At 72.6% G+C, this 16,885-nt stretch carries 12 protein-coding genes; 6 read left to right on the top strand and 6 right to left on the bottom strand.

Translation table 11 applies throughout. The annotated features are described in order from the left end of the window. Positions 1-4: 4 nt before the first annotated feature. Genes F4556_RS39365 through F4556_RS06175 form a run of 4 tightly spaced genes read right to left on the bottom strand, consistent with a single transcriptional unit; the run spans position 5 to position 5,210 of the window. The gene (locus F4556_RS39365) at positions 5-2,116 is read right to left on the bottom strand and encodes a right-handed parallel beta-helix repeat-containing protein (RefSeq protein ID WP_184912301.1); all 2,112 of its coding nucleotides are present in this window, start codon (positions 2,114-2,116) and stop codon (positions 5-7) included. 52 nt (positions 2,117-2,168) lie between these two features. Beyond that, entirely contained in the window at positions 2,169-2,918 is a 750-nt protein-coding gene (locus F4556_RS06185) for an SDR family NAD(P)-dependent oxidoreductase (protein WP_184912299.1), read from the bottom strand. Between the two features lie 19 nt (positions 2,919-2,937). Next, complete coding sequence (locus tag F4556_RS06180) at positions 2,938-4,011, bottom strand: enolase C-terminal domain-like protein (RefSeq protein WP_184912297.1); 1,074 nt, start codon at positions 4,009-4,011, stop codon at positions 2,938-2,940. Continuing rightward, positions 4,008-5,210, bottom strand: coding sequence for an ROK family protein (locus tag F4556_RS06175; RefSeq protein ID WP_184912296.1), 1,203 nt, complete (start codon positions 5,208-5,210; stop codon positions 4,008-4,010). Before F4556_RS06175 ends, F4556_RS06180 begins: the two co-directional genes overlap by 4 nt. Before the next feature lie 394 nt (positions 5,211-5,604). Here F4556_RS06175 and F4556_RS06170 point away from each other — a divergent pair, with 394 nt between their 5' ends. Genes F4556_RS06170 through F4556_RS06150 form a run of 6 tightly spaced genes read left to right on the top strand, consistent with a single transcriptional unit; the run spans position 5,605 to position 13,007 of the window. Next, the gene (locus F4556_RS06170; RefSeq protein ID WP_184912294.1) at positions 5,605-7,164 is read left to right on the top strand and encodes an ABC transporter substrate-binding protein; all 1,560 of its coding nucleotides are present in this window, start codon (positions 5,605-5,607) and stop codon (positions 7,162-7,164) included. Positions 7,165-7,167: 3 nt separating this feature from the next. Next, positions 7,168-8,112 (top strand): ABC transporter permease, encoded by a 945-nt coding sequence (locus tag F4556_RS06165; RefSeq protein WP_184912292.1) that lies wholly within the window; start codon positions 7,168-7,170, stop codon positions 8,110-8,112. Positions 8,113-8,114: 2 nt separating this feature from the next. Next, positions 8,115-8,954, top strand: a complete 840-nt coding sequence (locus F4556_RS06160; protein WP_184912290.1) for an ABC transporter permease — start codon at positions 8,115-8,117, stop codon at positions 8,952-8,954. Beyond that, positions 8,951-9,073, top strand: a complete 123-nt coding sequence (locus tag F4556_RS38965) for a hypothetical protein (RefSeq protein WP_281403633.1) — start codon at positions 8,951-8,953, stop codon at positions 9,071-9,073. Before F4556_RS06160 ends, F4556_RS38965 begins: the two co-directional genes overlap by 4 nt. Then, positions 9,070-10,692, top strand: coding sequence for an ABC transporter ATP-binding protein (locus F4556_RS06155; protein WP_184912288.1), 1,623 nt, complete (start codon positions 9,070-9,072; stop codon positions 10,690-10,692). Before F4556_RS38965 ends, F4556_RS06155 begins: the two co-directional genes overlap by 4 nt. Continuing rightward, complete coding sequence (locus F4556_RS06150; RefSeq protein WP_184912286.1) at positions 10,689-13,007, top strand: arylsulfatase; 2,319 nt, start codon at positions 10,689-10,691, stop codon at positions 13,005-13,007. Before F4556_RS06155 ends, F4556_RS06150 begins: the two co-directional genes overlap by 4 nt. Positions 13,008-13,032: 25 nt before the next feature. Here F4556_RS06150 and F4556_RS06145 read toward each other — a convergent pair whose 3' ends face one another. Further along, a complete protein-coding gene (locus tag F4556_RS06145; protein ID WP_184912284.1) occupies positions 13,033-13,362 on the bottom strand; it encodes a phenolic acid decarboxylase in 330 nt (109 codons plus the stop codon). A gap of 87 nt (positions 13,363-13,449) precedes the next feature. Next, positions 13,450-16,749, bottom strand: coding sequence for a carbohydrate binding domain-containing protein (locus tag F4556_RS06140; protein ID WP_313068180.1), 3,300 nt, complete (start codon positions 16,747-16,749; stop codon positions 13,450-13,452). Positions 16,750-16,885: the final 136 nt, after the last annotated feature.

The following is a 16,885-nucleotide window of genomic DNA, read 5'->3' as shown; positions in this document are numbered from 1 at the left end:
GCGGTCAGCCGAGCGGCTGGACCAGTGGGTCGTCGACGGCGAAGCCGGCCGCCGGGGTGCCGGGTTGGACCCGGAGCCGGAGCTGACTCGCCGCGCCCGCACCGGAGGTGAGCCGCGCGGTGGCCAGCTGCACGTCGTCCACCAGGACGTCGTACGTCCCGGTGGCCGGGTGCAGGAGCAGGGCGACCCGGAGCCAGCTGCCCGGCGGGTAGGCGAACGGTGCGTCGGCCCAACTGCCGTTGTCCGTATAGGCGGCGTTGCCGTCGGCGGCGAGGCTGAACTGCGCCACCGGCGCCCCGGCCGCGTCCAGCAGGTGCACGCCGAGCGGTGCGGTGGTCTGCCCGGCGCGCAGCCGGAGGTCCACCCGGGTCTCCCCGGTGGCGGCGGCGAAGGAGCGGACGGCGGTGACCTCGGTCGAGCTCTGCCGGGTCAGCAGCAGGGCCGAGCCGTAGCCGCCGGACGGATCGGCGCCGACCACCGCCCCGGCGGCCGGTCCGGTGACGGTCCAGGCGGCGGGTGCGGCACCGGCCGGGGCGGTGTTGAAGGTGTCGGCCAGGCTCGGGGCGGTGACCGCCGGACCTTGGTAGGCACCGATGTTGACGGCTCCGGTGGCCGGGACGGCGTTGCCGAACCAGTCGAGCCCGCCGTTGCCGGTGACCGCCGTGCCGGTGCCGAGCGCGGAGGACCCGGCCGCGAGGCGGTAGCCCCACGGGTCGGCCAGCTCCCGGCCGGAGAGCAGCGGGGCACCGGTGACGGTGTTGGTCGCGCCCGCCGGGGTCGGGACGGCGTAGAACACGTTGCGGTCGATCTTGAAGGCCGGGTCGCTGAGCGTCCAGCCGACGGTGCCCGAACTGCCGTGCTTGGCCACGATGTTGTTGCTGAACCGGACGTCCAGTGCGGCCGTGGTCCCCTCGGTGACGATCTGCTGGCTGATGCCGTCGGCCAGGTAGATGGTGTTGTTGTGGATCTGACCGTTCTTCAGCGCGCCCGGGCAGATCTGGAAGCCGCGCGCCCTGTCGTTCACCGAGACGTTGTACCGGATGGTGAAGTTGCTGGTCGGGGTGTTGTACGGGCAGAGCAGGAAGAAGCCGCCCTCGTTGTCGTGCGAGTAGTTGTACTGGAACAGCACGCCGTCGGTGGAGTGGTCCACGTCGTAGGCCATGCCGTCACTGGTGGTGCGGCCGCCCGAGGTGTCGTTGTACTGGAACGTGACGCCGACCGAATTCGCCGTCCACATACCGGCGTTGGGCGAACCGGAGCGGACGTTGAAGCCCTGGAGCACGTTCCGCTCGACCAGGGTGTGCTGACCCGTCATCGGGGCGATGCCGTCCCCGCCGATGTCCCACAGCCGGTTGCCCCGGATCACCAGGTCGGTGGAGGGGGCCCAGGCGGCGGAGCAGAGGCTGTTCCAGAAGGCGGCCAGGCGGGTGTTGCGGCACCAGTTGGACCAGGTGTAGATGCCCTGCCGGTCGACGGCGTGGATCCGGTTGTCCAGAACTCGCAGCCCGGCGAAGGCGGTTGGCGTGCCGGCCCCCTGGGCCTCGATCACGATGCCGCCGGAGGCGTCGGCGTACTTGCCGGTGCCGGCGCCCGCCCCAGTGACGGCGGGCAGTTTGCCACGCACGTCGTGGATGTCCAGCCCCTGGAGCACGATGCCCGGCAGGGTGCCGGCGTCGGTGGCCCGGACGTACACGCCGCGCCGGCTGGTGGTGTTGTCGCCCGGGGCGCTGAGGTCGAGGTTGCGGAGTTCGACGTACGCCTGGTCGGCGAGCAGCACGGCCTGGGCGGCGCCGTTGGCGTTCACCGCCGGGAGCGCGCCGGTGCCGTAGGCGTCGATGGTGATCGGCGCGGCGGCGCTGCCGGAGCCGACCGGGGCCAGGGTGCCCAGGCAGGTGCTGCCGCGCTTCAGGCGGATCGCGCTACCGGGCTCCAGGGCAAGGGAGTTGACGGCGGCGAGGGTGTTGTACGGGGCGGCCTGGGTGCCGCTGCCGTTGGTCGGGGCCGAGCAGTCGACATAGGCGGTGACGGGTGCTGCGGCCACCGGGGTGGCCAGGGCGATCGGGAGCGCGGCGGCGAGTGCGACGGTGAGCAGCCGCAGGGTGCGGGGCACGGACACTCGCCCTCCTGGGTACCGGACATGGATCTCTCTCCTTCGGTGGGAAGAACCCTCAGCGCAGCAGCGCTTCGGGAAGCATCGCGGTCATACCGCCGTCCACGGCGAGGCAGGCGCCGTTGACGAACGACGCCTCGTCACCCGCCAGGAAGGCCACCGCGCGAGCGACTTCGGCGGCGGTGCCGAACCGGCCGAGCGGCGCGGCCCGCAGCAGTGCCGCGCTCAGCTCCGGGTCGGTCCAGACCCGGCGGTTGCGTTCGACCGGCACGAAGCCGGGCGCCACGGCGTTGCACCGGACCCCGCGCGGCCCCCACTCGACCGCCGCCGCCCGGGTCAGCGCGAGCAGTCCCGCCTTGGCGGCGGCGTACGCGGCGAAGCCGGGGACCGCGCCGGCGGCATGCGGCGAGGCGAGGTGCACGATCGAGGCGGGCGTGCCGGGCGGCAGGGCGCGGACGAAGGCGGTGTCGAAGCGGCGGGCGGCGGTCAGGACGGTGCCGAGCATGGAGTCCCAGGCCGCGTCCGACAGTTCGTCCAGCGGGGCGGGCGTTCCGGCGAACGCCGCCTGGACCAGGACGGTGGCCGGCCCGCCGAGCCCTTCGGCGGCGGCCAGCGCGGCCCGTACGGTGGCCGGGTCGGCGACGTCGCCGCGTACCGGGGTGATCCCGGCCGCCGGCTCGACGGGCGCCAGGTCGACCGCGACCACCTGGGCGCCCCGGGCGGTCAGCTCGGCGGCGATGGCGGCGCCGATGCCCTGGGCGGCGCCGGTGACGATCGCGACCCGGTCGGCGAGGGAGAGGGCGGGCATGGGTGCTCCTGAAGGGTGGTCAGGCGTGGCTGAGGAACGGTGAGGTGACGGTCCAGCGAGCGGGGTCGAGGTCCAGGCCGAGACCGGGCCCGTCGGGGGGCGTGATCCACGGGCCGTCCGGGCTCTCGGCGGGGCGCACCGAGGACGGGCGCCAGTCGGCCTCGCCGAAGGCGAACTCGGTCTCCACCGACGGGCCGAGAGCCGCGGCCAGGTGCAGCCCGGCGGCGGTGGCGACCGGCCCCGAGGGGCTGTGCAGCGACACCCCGGCGCCCGCCGCGAGGGCCTCCTCGGCGAGGCGGCGGGCGGCGGCCAGGCCCCCGGCGTGCTTGACGTCCGGGAGCAGCCAGGCGAGCCGGCCGCCGCGCAGGGCGGGCCGTACCTGCCCGGGCTCGGTGGCGAACTCCCCGCCCGCCAGCGGGGCGATCCCCGCCGCGTGCACGGCCGCCAGCCCGGCCTGGTCGTCCAGCGCCACGGCGTCCTCCAGCCAGCGCAGCCCGAGGGCGGTCAGCTCGTCGGTGGCGGCGAGCACCTGGTGCACCGTCAGCAGACCGTGCACGTCCACCATCAACTCCGCCCGGGGAGCCGCCAGTCGGACCGCCCGGGCCCGGTCCAGGCCGCCGCGCAGCCGCTCCCAGGGCGGCAGACCGTCGAACGGCGCGCACTTGAGCGCGGTGTACCCGGCGGCCCAGGCGGCCGCCGCGACCTCGCCGAACTCCTCGGGCGTCCGGTGCCGCAGCGCCCGGTTGAGGTTGGCGTACCGGTGCACCGGCCGGGCCGCCGGGCCGCCCAGCCATCGCCAGAGCGGCTGCCCGGCCCGGCGCGCGGCCAGGTCGGTGGCGGCCTGTTCGAGGCCGCCCCGGACGGTCAGCGCGGTGAAGCGGTCCACCATCTCGTGCTCCAACTCGGCCAGTACGGCGTCGAGTTCCATCCCGTCCGCCAGTCGCGCCGCCACGCCCGGCCAGATCCGGGCCGCCCCGTCCCCGGCGTCGGAGTACTCGCCGAGGCCGATGGCCCCATCGCGATCCCGCAGCCGCACCACGTCCCACCGGGTCCGCCGGGAGACCCGGGTGCTCGCCAACTCGACCGTGATCATCGGTCACCACCGGCCCCGGCGTGGGCGAGCGGGTCCGAGAACCAGGCGTCCAGGAAGACGGCGGCGGACGAGAGCACCAGGGAGTGCCCGCCCAGCCCGGACGGGACCAGCCGGGCGGCGGCGGCCGGGCCGAGGGCGCTGTGCCGGACCAGCTCGGCCCGGGTGTCGGGCAGGTACTCGGGGGTGAGCAGCGGCCCGCCCGCCAGCACCACCAGCTCGGGGTTGACCAGGTCCAGCAGGGTGGCCGCCGCCCGCCCGATCCAGCGGGCCCGGGTACGCAGCAGACCGGCCGCCTCCGTGGCGCCGTCCTGGGCTCGCCGGACCAGCTCCTCGTACGGCTCGTCGGGGCCCACCAGTCCCGCCGCCACGGCGAGTCGGAGGATCGAGTGGTCCGCCAGCGCGGCCTGCAGGCAGTCGTCGTGGCCGCACTCGCAGGGCGCGCCGGTGACCCCGGGCAGCCGCAGGTGGGCGATGCCGCCGGCGGCCGAGCGCGGACCGTGGTGGATCTGCCGGGCCACCGTGAAGGCGGCGCCGACCACGTTGCCGACGAACAACTCGAGCAGGCTGTCGGCCCGTTGCCCGGCCCCGTACCAGCCCTCGGCCAGGGCGAGGGCGCGGACCAGGCCGTCGAGCCGGACCGGGTGGTCGAGCCGGGCGGTCAGCTCCGCGTACAGCGGTACGTCCCGCCAGCCGAGCGGGCCGTGCTCGACCACGGTGCCCGCCTCGGTGTCCACCCAGCCGCCGGTGCTGACGCCGACGCCGAGCAGTCGGCGGGTGGGGTGACTTGTCGTCAAGTCGCCCAGGGTATCGGCGAGTTCGGTGACGACCAGGCCGGGATCGGTCGAGCCGCGCGGGATTACCAGCTGCGCCAGCACCCCGCCGCGCAGGTCGACCAGGCCGAGGGTGGTGCGCAGCAGGCCGATGTGCACCCCGGCCACGGCGGTGCCGGTGAGCGGCAGGTCGAGCGGGACCCGGGGGCGGCCGGTCTCGGTGGGGCCCGGTACGGCGGGCAGTTCGACCAGCTGCCCGGCGGCGGCGAGCCGGGCGGTCAGGCGGGAGACGGTGCCGGCCGAGATGCCGGTGAGTTCGGCGATCCGGAGCCGGGGGAGCGGGCCGTGCGCGAGGACGGTCCGCAGCACGGTCGCGGCGTTGCGGTGGGCGGCCTCCGCGGGCACCGCGCGGGTGGACGAGGGCGTCATCGGGTGGCGCTCCGATCGGGCGGCGCGGTTAATTTCACGGTGAAAGTTAGTGCCGGTCGGGCGGGTGGGCAACCCCTGAGCAGTGGATCGCCATCCGCCGCAACACGGCGCAACACTTCCGCAACGCCCGTTCCCGGCAGGCGAGATGGTGTTTGACAGGGCGGGCCGGGTTCACCACGATGGGCCCCGGACCCACCCGCAGCTGACGATTCGAAGGAGGGGCGATGACCGCCATGTGTTGTGCCGCAGCCTCCTCCTGTCGCTGCCGCCGTCGCTCCTCCTGACGCTCCGTCGTCCGCTCTCCGCTCTCACCGGCTCACGGCCGGGCGGTTTCACTGCGCTCATTACTTTCGCCCCGAAACAAACCGGGCAACTCCCCTCCGAAGGAAGCACCATGACCTCGCTCTCCCGCCGCTCCCTCCTGCGCGGCTCCGTCGCCGCGGCCGGCCTGTTCGGTCTGGCCGCCTGCCGTTCGGCGGCCGAGAGCGGCGACGGAGCTGCTGCCTCGGCGAGCCCGCGCCGGGGCGGCACGCTCAGCCTGGCCACCACCATCGACTTCACCCCGAGCCTGCTGTTCGCGCAGAGCGCCAACACGCTGGTGCAGCGCCTGGTCTTCAATACCCTGACCAGGTACGACGACCAGCTCCGCCCGCAGCCGGAGCTGGCCACCTCCTGGCAGCTCGCCGCCGACGGTCTCAGCATCACCTTCAAGCTCCGGGACGACGTGCTGTTCCACGACGGCCGGAAGTTCACCGCAGACGACGTGATCTTCGCCGTGAAGAACCTCCAGAACCCGGTCAGATCAGCCCAGTTGAGGTCCACCGCGGCCACCGTCACGGAGTTCCGGAAGAACGGTGACCACGAGCTGACGCTGCAGCTGGCGCACCCGGTCAGCAACCTGTTCGACCTCTTCGAGTTCATGATCATCACCGACTCGGCCACCGTCGAGGACGCCGTCGCGGGCAAGCAGCTGATCGGCACCGGACCGTTCCGCTACGGCAAGCGCACCCCGGGCTCCTCGATCACCTTCGCCCGCAACGAGAAGTACTGGAACCCGGGCCGCCCCTACCTGGACGGCGTGGAGATCCGGGTCATCCCGCAGGCCGACTCGCTGGTCTCCTCGCTGAAGACCGGTCAGAGCCACCTCTCCTACCACGTGCCCGGCAAGGACCTGGCCGGGCTGAAGGGCAGCGGGCAGTTCCAGCTCCGCCCGTACGACACCGGCTCCGGCGCCTACTACATCGGCGTCAACGTCACCGCCGAGCACGTCCAGGACAAGCGGGTCCGGCAGGCGATCTCCTGGGCGGTCGACCGGGAGCGGCTGGTGCAGCAGGCGCTCGGCGGGTACGGTCTGCCGTCCGCCGCGCCGTGGCCGAAGTCCTCGCCCGCGTACACCGACGCCAACGCCACCCGCTACCGCCACGACCCGGCCAAGGCACGGGAGTTGCTCAAGGAGGCCGGGGTCTCCGGCATCACCCTGCCGTTCGCGCACTCCAACACCCCGGACGGCACCGCGATCGCGCAGATCCTCCAGCACGACCTGAAGCAGGTCGGGATCGAGACCGAGCTGCAGCCGACCGACTCGCCGACCATGCAGAAGCAGCTGATCTCGCAGACCATGCCCGCGCTCTGGACGCTCAGCCACGGCTTCGCCCAGCTGCACCCGGCCACCCTGGCGGTCAGCGCCTACCCGTTCAACGAGGCGAAGAACAGCTCGCACTTCTCCTCGCCGGCCTACACCGACATCGTCCAGCGCGCCTGGAAGCGCCCGGACAGCGACAGCGCCGAGGCCAGGGCGCTCTACCAGCAGGTCACCGACACCCTGCTGGACGAGGAGTTCGTGATCGACCTCGCGATCGGCGGCCAGATCGAGGTGGCCGGGTCCAAGGTGCACGGCGCGACCCTCAACAAGTTCAACTACCTCAATCTCGACGACGCCTACCTGACGGCCTGACGGATGCGTACCTTCCTGTTCAGGCGGCTGCCCTCCGGGCTGCTGGTGCTGCTGGCCGCCTCCTTCCTGATCTTCCTGATCCTCCGGCTGATCCCGGGCGACCCGGCCACCAGCCTGGCCGGTCCGGACGCCGGGCCCGAGGCGGTCGCGGCGATCCGGGCCCGGCTCGGGCTGGACCGGCCGCTGCTCGGCCAGTACCTCGGCTGGCTCGGCGACCTGGCCGCCGGGCAGCTCGGGCCGAGCTACGCGATCGGTGGCGAGGTGGCCGAGCTGATCGGCGACAGCCTCGGCGCCACCGTCGAACTCACCCTCGGCGCCCTGCTGTTGGTGATCCTGCTGGGACTGCCGCTCGGCGTGCTCGGCGCCACCGTACGGCGCGGCCCGGTGGCCGTCGCGGTCCGGGCGCTGACCACCACGGTGCTCGCGGTGCCGCCGTTCGTCACCGGCGTGGTGCTGGTGCTGGTCTTCGCGGTGACCCTCGGCGTGCTGCCCGCCGGCGGACACCAGTCGATCCTCGACCAGCCGGACCTGGGCGTGCAGTACCTGCTGCTGCCCGCCCTCTGCCTGGCCCTGCCCAGCGCCGCGATCCTCGGCCGCTACCTCAAGGACGGCCTGGAACGCGCGCTGGCCGAGGACTACGTCCGCACCGCGACCGCGCTCGGCATCTCCCGGGGCCGGATCGTCCGGCGGCACGCGCTGCCCAACGCGCTGCCGCCCGCGGTCACCGTGCTCGGCCTCCAGGTCGGCCAACTCCTCGGCGGGGCCGTGCTGGTGGAGGCCATCTTCGCCTGGCCGGGCCTCGGCCAGCTGGCCGAGCAGGGCGTGCTGCGCCGGGACTACCCGGTGGTGCAGGACCTGTTGCTGCTGCTCGTCGCCGTCTACGTCGCGGTCCAGCTGGTCACCGACCTGGTGTACACCTGGCTGGACCCCCGGATCAGGTGGGAGTGACCATGACCACCCTCGCTGTCGGCCCGCGCCGACGCCGTCTCCTCCCGGCCGGTCTGCACACCCTCCGGGGCACCACCGGGGTCCTGCTGGTGGGCGCGGTGGTGCTGGCCGGGCTGCTCGCCCCGCTGCTCACCGACGCCGACCCGCTGGCCCAGAGCGGGCTGGCGCTGGCCGGGCCGAGCGGTGCCCACCCGTTCGGCACCGACGACCTCGGCCGGGACCTGTTCAGCCGGGTCCTGCACGGCATCCGCACCGACCTGCTGATCAGCATCACCGCGGTGCCGGTCGGCGCGGTGCTGGGCTGCGCGCTGGCCCTGCTGGCCGCCACCTCGCGCGGGGCCGACGTGGCCGTCCAACGGGTCTTCGACCTGCTGCTGGCCTTCCCCGGGCTGATCCTCGCGCTCGCCGTCACGGCGGTGCTCGGCCCCGGCCGCTGGCCGGTGGTGATCGTCATCGCGCTGGCCGAGATCCCCGGCTTCGGGCGGCAGCTGCGGGCCGGCATCCTGGTCCAGCGCGAGCGCGAGTACGCCCTCGCCGCCCGGGTCGGCGGCGCCTCCCGGGCCCGGGTGCTGCTCCGGCACGTGCTCCCGAACGCGGTCGACCCGCTGATCGTGCAGGGCGCGATCGCCTTCTCGCTGGCCGTCTTCATCGAGGGGGCGATGAGCTTCCTCGGGGTCGGCGTCCGGCCGCCGGAGCCCTCGCTCGGCGGCATCCTCAGCCAGTCGATGGCCTACCTCTCCACCCATCCCGGCTACGCCGCCGCCCCGTTGCTGGTGGTGACCGCCCTGGTGCTCGGCCTGACGCTGATCGCCGAGGCGCTGAACGAAGGGATCCGCCGATGAGCACCGCCGTCCGGCGCGGCAGCGGCCGCTACGCGGGGGCTCCGCCGACCACCTCGCCCGCCTCCGGCGGCGGCTGCGCCGTGATCGCCGAGGCGCTGAACGAAGGGATCCGCCGATGAGTGCCGTGCTGCAGAGTGTCGAGCCGTCAGGTGCCGAGTCGTCAGCTGCCGTCCTGCGAGTCCGTGATCTGAAGGTCGAGTTCGACGGGGTCGAGGCGGTCTCCGGGGTCGGCTTCGAGTTGGCCGCGGGGGAGACGCTGGGGATCGTCGGCGAGTCCGGCTCCGGCAAGTCCACCACCGCGCTCGCGCTGCTGCGGATGCTGCCCGCAGGCGGCCGGATCTCCGGCGGTTCGGTCGAGCTGGCCGGCCGGGACCTGGCCGCGCTGGCCGAGCCCGAGCTCCGGGCAGTGCGCGGGCGGCGGATCGCGATGATCTTCCAGGACCCGATGTCCTCGCTCAACCCGGTGCTCACCATCGGGCGCCAGCTGGACGAGGCGCTGCGCGCGCACGGCGCGGCCCCGAAGGCCGAACGGGCCGCCCGCGCGGTCGAGTTGCTCGACCTGGTGGGCATCCCCGACGCCGCGCGGCGGCTACGCGACCACCCGCACCAGTTCTCCGGCGGCCAGCGCCAGCGCGTCATGATCGCCCTGGCACTGGCCGGGGACCCGGAGGTGCTGGTCGCCGACGAGCCCACCACCGCGCTCGACCCGACCGTCCAGCGGCAGATCCTCCGGCTGCTGGAGCGGATCAACCGCGAGCGCGGCACCGCCCTGGTGCTGATCAGCCACGACCTCGGCGTGATCGCCCGGACCTGCCGCCGGGTGCTGGTGATGCACCAGGGCAAGGTGGTCGAGCACGGCCGCACCGAGGACGTCCTCGACCGGCCCGAACATCCCTACACCAAGCGCCTGTTGGCCGCCGTCCCCCGGCTGGACGCACCCTCCACGGCGGCCGCCAACTCCACCCCGGGCCCGGAGCCGCTGCTCACCGTCACCGGCCTGGCCAAGAGCTACGGCCCGCGCCGCCGCCCGGTCACCGCACTGGCCGGGGTCGACCTGGTGCTGCACCCCGGCGAGACGCTCGGGCTGGTCGGCGAATCCGGCTCGGGGAAGTCCACGCTGGCCCGGGCGCTGGTCCAGGCACACGCCCCCTCGGCGGGCGAGATCCGGTACCGGGGCGAGCAGTTGACCCGATCCCGGGCTGCCCGCCGGGAGATCCAGCTGGTCTTCCAGGACCCGTACTCCTCGCTCAACCCCCGGATGACGGTCGGTCGGATCCTGGCCGAACCGCTCATCGCGCACCGCCTCGGCGACGCCGCCGAGCGGGCCGAGCGGGTGGCCGAACTGCTCACCCAGGTCGGCCTGGAACCGGACGCCGCCGCCCGGCACCCACGCGCCTTCTCCGGCGGCCAGCGCCAACGGATCGGCATCGCCAGGGCGTTGGCGCCCAGGCCGAGCGTGCTGATCTGCGACGAACCGGTCTCCGCGCTGGACGTCTCGGTTCAGGCCCAGGTGCTCGAGCTGCTCTCCGGCCTGCAGCGCGAACTCGGTCTGGCGATCCTGTTCATCGCCCACGACCTGGCCGTGGTGCGGCAGGTCAGCCACCGGATCGCCGTCATGCACCGGGGCCGCCTGGTCGAGACCGGCGCCGCCGACCGGGTCGTCACCGACCCGCAGGACCCCTACACGGCCGAACTGCTCGCCGCCGTACCGCAACTGAACCACCGGAGCCCCGTATGACCACCCGCCGTGACCCCTACGCCGGCTTCCCCGGCACCGTCGGCCGCACCTTCGGCGACTCGACGCCCGCCTGGCCCACCCGGAACCGGGCCAGGACCGGCGCGCCCAACATCGTGGTGGTGCTGATCGACGACATGGGCTACAGCGACATCGGCCCGTTCGGCTCGGAGATCCCCACCCCCACCCTGGACCGGCTGGCCGACAACGGCGTTCGGCTCTCCAACTACCACACCATGCCGCTCTGCTCGCCGGCCCGGGCCGCGCTGCTCACCGGCCTCAATCCGCACCGGGTGGGCTACTCCTTCGTGGCCAACGCCGATCCCGGCTTCCCCGGCTACGGCATGGAGGTGGCCGGGGACATCCCGACCCTGGCCGAGCTGCTGCACGACAGCGGCTACGCCACCTACGCCGTCGGCAAGTGGCACCTGACCCGGGACTCCACCTCGAACGCCGCCGACAGCCGGGCCAACTGGCCGCTGCAGAAGGGCTTCGACCAGTACTACGGCGTGCTGGAGGGCCTGACCAGCCTGTTCCACCCGCACCAACTGGTCCGGGACAACAGCCCGTTGGACATCGACGAGCTGCCCGACGGCTACTACTACACCGACGACATCACCGACCAGGCGATCGCCATGGTCAAGTCGCTGCGCGCGCACGACGCGGAGAAGCCGTTCTTCCTCTACCTGGCCCACAACGCCGTGCACGGCCCGCTCCAGGCCAAGCCCGCCGACCTGGCCCGGCACAAGGGCCGCTACGACCGGGGCTGGGACGAGCTGCGCGCCGAACGCTTCGCCCGGCAGCTCGCCGCCGGGCACTTCCCGCCCGGCACCCGGCTGCCCGAGCGGAACGGCGAGGCCGGGTACGACGTCCGCCCTTGGGGCGAACTCTCCGAGCCGGAGCGGAAGTTGTACGCCCGCTACATGGAGGTCTACGCGGCGATGGTCGACAACGTCGACCAGAACCTCGGGCGGCTCACCGACACCCTGGACGCGCTCGGCGAGCTCGACAACACCATCATCCTGTTCACCTCCGACAACGGCGGCACCGGCGAGGGCGGTGCGGAGGGCACCCGCAGCTACTTCAGCCGCTTCGTCCACCACCCGGCGCTCCCCGCCGACTGGAACCCGGACGTCGAGCGCGAGATCGACCTGATCGGCGGCCCGCAGAGCCTGGTGCACTACCCGCGCGGCTGGGGCATGGCCTCCAACACCCCGTTCCGGCTCTACAAGGGCCAGACCCACGCGGGCGGCGTGCGGGTCCCGTTCGTGCTCTCCTGGCCGGCCGGACTGCCGCGCGCCGAGGGCGACCCGGGGGTGCGTGGGCAGTACCAGTACGTCACCGACATCCTGCCCACCCTGCTCGAACTGGCGGGCCTGGAAAGGCCGGTGGAGCGCGCCCGGCAGCCGGTCCAGGAACTGGACGGCATCAGCTTCGCCCCGGTGCTGCGCGGGCCCGAGGCCGAGTCCACGCACGCCGAGCAGTACTGCGAGATGACCGGCAACCGCAGCTACTACCGCAACGGCTGGAAGCTGGTCACCCTGCACCGCCCCGGCACCCCGTACGACGACGGCGAGTGGGCGCTGTACGACCTGCGCACCGACCCGACCGAGATCGACGACGTCGCGGCCGAATACCCGGAGGTGGTCAAGGAGTTGGCCGAGGCCTGGGAGGACGCCGCCTGGCGGAACGGGGTCTTCCCGCTGGCCGACCGGTCCGGCGCGCTCGCCCTGCGCCACCCCGAGGACGCCCGGCTGCGCGAGCCGCTCACCCTGCTCGCCGGGACGCCCGAGCTGGAGCGCTACCGCTCGTCCCGGCTGATCTCGTTCCGGTCCTTCGACATCCTGGTGGACCTCACCGAACACGGCGCGGCGGACCAGGGTGTGCTGGTCTCGCACGGCGACCAGGGCGGCGGCTACAGCCTCTACGTCGAGGACGGACGGCTCCGGTTCGCCTACAACCAGTACGGCGAACTGTTCGAGGCGGACGGCGGCCCACTGGCACCGGGCGCCCGGGCGGTCGGCCTGCGCGCCACGGCGGTGGCCGACCTGAAGTGGGAGTTCGAGCTGCTGGTCGACGGCGCGGTGACCGGGCGGCTCGGCCCGGTGCACCAGCTCATCGGCATGGCACCGTTCCAGGGCATCAGCGTCGGCGTGGACCGCAAGTCCCCGGTCTCCTGGCCGGTGTACGAGCGGCACCGCAGCTTCCGCTACACGGGCGGCCTGCGCGCGGTGACCTACCTGCCGGGCGAGCCCGCCCCGTACGACCCGGAGACGGTGGCGACGGCCCTGCGGGAGGCGGCCGCCGCCTTCGAGTGACGCCGGCCGGTGCCCTGAGGGTGGATCAGGCCTCCGCCTTCAGGGTCCCGGTGTGCAGCTCGCCGACCCGGCCGCCCTCGCCCTCGTACGTCCAGAAGGCGCGGACGGTCATCGCGGCCAGGTCCATCACGTGGCTGACGGTGATTCCGCTCTTCTCCGTCCAGCTGACGAAGTAGATGTCCTGGGCGACCTGGGCGACGTGCAGCTCGACGTCCTCCCACTGGCCGGCCGACTCGCCGAGGCCGTCCCAGCGCAGCCGGAGGCCGTCCGCCGAGTAGGTGTTGCGGAAGGCGGCGCCGTTGTCGACCTGGAACAGGTAGGTGTGGCCGGCGAACGCGGGCAGGGGCGCGGTCATGAGTCCTCGTCTGGGTGAAGCGGCAGGTGGGTGCGGTCGCCGTGACCGCACCCACCAACCTATCGGACCATCGGTCCGTTCACCGGTTTACCTCAGGTACGGCCCGTCCGTGCCGACCTTGCCCGGGGCCGCGTTGCTGCCGCCGAGGTCGAGCACGTACACCCGCAGGTTGCCCTTGCCGGCGGCGGCCACCGAGAGGGTGCCGTTCGAGACCACCTTGACGTCGCCGGTGACGGCGTCCTTGTAGGTGCCGTTCGGGATCCCGGTGTAGGTGGCCGCGTTGGTGACCGCGACCAGCGCGAAGCTGTCCACGCCGCCCGAGGTGTAGCGGCGCTTGAAGGCCATGTCGCCGGTCACGCCCTGGGTGGAGTACTGGCCCTGCTGGAGGGCAGGGACGGCGCGGCGGATCTGGTTCAGCCGCTGCAGCTGCTTGACCAGCGGCTGCTGGAGCGTGGTCGCCACCGCCCCCGAGGCCGAGGAGACCACCGAGAAGTCACCGGCCGTCACCTCTCCGGCCACCTTGTCGCCGTAGTACGCCCGGCCGGTGGTGGCCAGCGGGCAGGTCGGGCCGCAGTCGATCTGCTTCCCGGCCTGGAACTCGATCTCGGAGCCGTAGTAGAGCGTCGGGATGCCGCGGAAGGTCCACATCAGCGCCATGTTCTCGGCCCAGGCGTCGGTGCCCCCGGCGTACCGGGTGCTGGACTTGTTCGGGCCGAAGTCGTGGCTGTCCACGTAGACCACGTTGTACGTCGGGTCGTTGGTGGAGTCGTCGGAGTCCTTGCCGTTGTTGAAGGCGTTCGAGGCGTCACCGAAGTTCATGTGCATGCGCATGTCGATGATGTTCATGCCGCTGAACCGGCTCTTGTCCGGCGCGTGGTAGGCGTTCCCGGCCAGGAAGGCGTTGTCGGAGACGGGCTGGTTGCCGGTGCCCATGGTGTTCTCGTAGCTGAACTGGTCGAGCGCCGCCTGCACGTCGTCCGAGGTGTACTCCTTGCGCTCCTTCCAGGTGAAGAACTGCGCGGAGTGGTTGACGGACCCTCGGTTCCACCGGTCGTTGACGAAGGCGCCGACCTCACCGAAGACGAAGAAGTCCGCGGCCTTCGCGGCGCCGAACTTCCGGCCGACCTCCTCGTAGATCGCGGGCAGGAAGCGGCGGTTCCAGGTCACCCGGGGGATGTGCACGGCGGTGTCGATCCGGAAGCCGTCCACGCCCATGTCGATGTACTTGTTGTACGCGCCGATCAGGTACTGCTGCACCACCGGGCTCTCGGTGTTGAAGTCCGCCAGGTCCTCGTGCAGCCAGCAGGAACGGGAGTCCTCGCCCTCCCAGTTGCCGATCCAGCACTGGTGGTAGAGCGCCTTGGGGAACATGCCGGTGGTGGCACCGGGCCACTGGCAGCTGTAGATGGTGTAGCCCTCGGGGCTCTTCGCGCCGGTCGGCTTCCCCCAGTTGAGGCAGGTGTTGCCGCTCGGCTCGGCGGTCGACCAGAGGTCGCCGTTGTAGTACGACTTGCCGGAGACCGGGTCGACGGTGAGGCCGTCGTACTCGAAGCCCGCGTTCGGGGCGTCGTAGTACCAGCTCCACTGGCTGTCCCTGACCCCGTAGACGGTCGGGGTGAACAGGCCCTTGGCGCCCCAGCGCGAGCTGTGGTTGTAGACCACGTCCTGGTAGATCTTGATGCCCTTGGCGTGCGCCGCGTTGATCAGGTCCTGGTACGAGGCGCCGGCCGACTCCAGCCGTGGGTCCACCTTGTAGAAGTCGTACCCGTGGTAGCCGTGGAAGTCGTAGTCCGAGCGGTTCAGCACCACCGGCGTGATCCAGATCGCCGAGAAGCCGAGGCCCTTGACGTAGTCGAGCTTCTGCACCAGGCCCTTGAAGTCGCCCCGGAACATCGGGTCGTTGTTGGCCGCGTTGCCGGACTTCACGTCCTGGCTGCCGCCCCGGTTGTTGGCGCTGTCACCATCGTTGAACCGGGCGGTCAGCACGAAGTAGATCGGGTCCTTGCGCGGGTCGCCACCCAGCGGCGTGCCGCCGGCCGGGGCGGGCTCGGCCGTACCGGTGGTGGCGCAGGACTCGGCCGAGGCGGCGGAGAGGTTGCCTGCCGCGTCGCGGGCCCTGACGGTCCAGCAGTACGCGGTGGTGGGCTCCAGCCCGCTCTGCGAGTACACCGTCGAGCCGGTGTCGACCACCGAGCTGCCCTTGCTGCCGCCGGTGCGGGTGATCTGATAGCCCGTCACCCCGGTGTTGTCGGTGGCGGGGTTCCAGGTCAGCACGGTGCCCGTGCCGGAGGCGACGGCGCTCACGCCGGTGGGGGCGGTCGGCGCGGTGGTGTCCGGCACCACGGCGGCGCACGGGTCGGTGGCGGCGGCCGTCACGGTCCGGTCCTTGACGGTGCTGTTGCCGCTGCCCAGTTGGTAGTTGACGCCGTTGTTGTTGTCCCAGACGCCGTTGCCGTTGTTGAAGGTCGCCTGCCAGCCGGTGGCGGTGCCCAGGCTGACGGTCTTCTTCACCCAGCCGGTGCAGGCGGCCGTCATACCGACGCCGGGGCTGGTGGTCCAGCTGCCGCCGGTGGGCGCCCAGTGCAGGTTGACGGTGGACCAGCCGACCGTACTCGTGGCGTACCAGACGGTGGCGGAGGCCGTGGGGGACGGCGTGGGCGTCGGCGTCGGGTCCGGGGTGGTGCTGCCGCATGGGTCGCTGTGGGCCACCACGCCGTCCTTGACGGTGATCGCGCCGGTGCCCAACTGGTAGTTGGCGCCGCCGTTGTTGTCCCAGGTACCGGAGCCGTTGTTGAAGGTCGCCTGCCAGGTGGCGGCGGTGCCCAGGTCGACGGTCAGCTTGACCCAGTTGGTGCAGGCCGCGGCGAGCCGGGTACCGGGCGAGGTGGTCCAGCTGCCGCCGGTGGCGGCCCAGTGCAGGTAGTACGCCGACCAGTTCTTGCTCGCGGTCCAGTAGAAGACCGTGGCCGAGGTGGGGGTGGCGGCCGCGCACGGGTCGGTGGTGCTGACCTGGCCGCCGGTGACGGCGCTGATCCCGCTGCTCAGCCGGTAGTTGGCGCCGCCGTTGTTGTCCCAGCTGCCGGAGCCGTTGTTGAAGGCGGCGGTCAGCGTGGCGGCGGAGCCCAGCTCGACGGTCTTCTTGAACCAGCCCGAGCAGCTCGCGTCCATGGCGGTGCCGGGCGAGGTGGTCCAACTGCCGCCGGCCGGAGCCCAGTGCAGGTTGACGGAGGCCCAGGAGGCGGTGGGCTTGTAGTACACGGTGGCGGTCCCGGCGGCCTGCGCGGTAATCGCGGGCAGCAGGGTGGCGACCAGTCCGGCGACGATCGCCAGGACGGCGAGCAGCGGATTTCGCTGATGTGGGTGGCGGCGTGCGGCTTTACGGTCCACGGATGGACTCCTCGGTGCCTGGTGGGTGGGGGAGAGGAGCACCCGGCGACAGCACAGTGCCTGGGGAGGGCACCGCGGCGCACGCCACCGACCGGGAGTTGACGCTCCGTCTTGCGCAAGTTGCCGCAAGATGTTT

The sequence above is a fragment of the Kitasatospora gansuensis genome (genome assembly GCF_014203705.1).
Lineage (GTDB): Bacteria > Actinomycetota > Actinomycetes > Streptomycetales > Streptomycetaceae > Kitasatospora > Kitasatospora gansuensis.
The sequence above is the reverse complement of the archived record's forward strand: the minus strand, read 5'-3'. Positions and strand labels throughout refer to the sequence as shown.

What these genes read in the sequence shown, in the direction of transcription:
- F4556_RS06185 (WP_184912299.1), bottom strand. Translation starts at nt 2,918, where the DNA reads ATGCCCGCCCTCTCCCTCGCCGACCGGGTCGCGATCGTCACCGGCGCC.
- F4556_RS06180 (WP_184912297.1), bottom strand. Translation starts at nt 4,011, where the DNA reads ATGATCACGGTCGAGTTGGCGAGCACCCGGGTCTCCCGGCGGACCCGG.
- F4556_RS06175 (WP_184912296.1), bottom strand. Translation starts at nt 5,210, where the DNA reads ATGACGCCCTCGTCCACCCGCGCGGTGCCCGCGGAGGCCGCCCACCGC.
- F4556_RS06170 (WP_184912294.1), top strand. Translation starts at nt 5,605, where the DNA reads ATGACCTCGCTCTCCCGCCGCTCCCTCCTGCGCGGCTCCGTCGCCGCG.
- F4556_RS06165 (WP_184912292.1), top strand. Translation starts at nt 7,168, where the DNA reads ATGCGTACCTTCCTGTTCAGGCGGCTGCCCTCCGGGCTGCTGGTGCTG.
- F4556_RS06160 (WP_184912290.1), top strand. Translation starts at nt 8,115, where the DNA reads ATGACCACCCTCGCTGTCGGCCCGCGCCGACGCCGTCTCCTCCCGGCC.
- F4556_RS38965 (WP_281403633.1), top strand. Translation starts at nt 8,951, where the DNA reads ATGAGCACCGCCGTCCGGCGCGGCAGCGGCCGCTACGCGGGGGCTCCG.
- F4556_RS06155 (WP_184912288.1), top strand. Translation starts at nt 9,070, where the DNA reads ATGAGTGCCGTGCTGCAGAGTGTCGAGCCGTCAGGTGCCGAGTCGTCA.
- F4556_RS06150 (WP_184912286.1), top strand. Translation starts at nt 10,689, where the DNA reads ATGACCACCCGCCGTGACCCCTACGCCGGCTTCCCCGGCACCGTCGGC.
- F4556_RS06145 (WP_184912284.1), bottom strand. Translation starts at nt 13,362, where the DNA reads ATGACCGCGCCCCTGCCCGCGTTCGCCGGCCACACCTACCTGTTCCAG.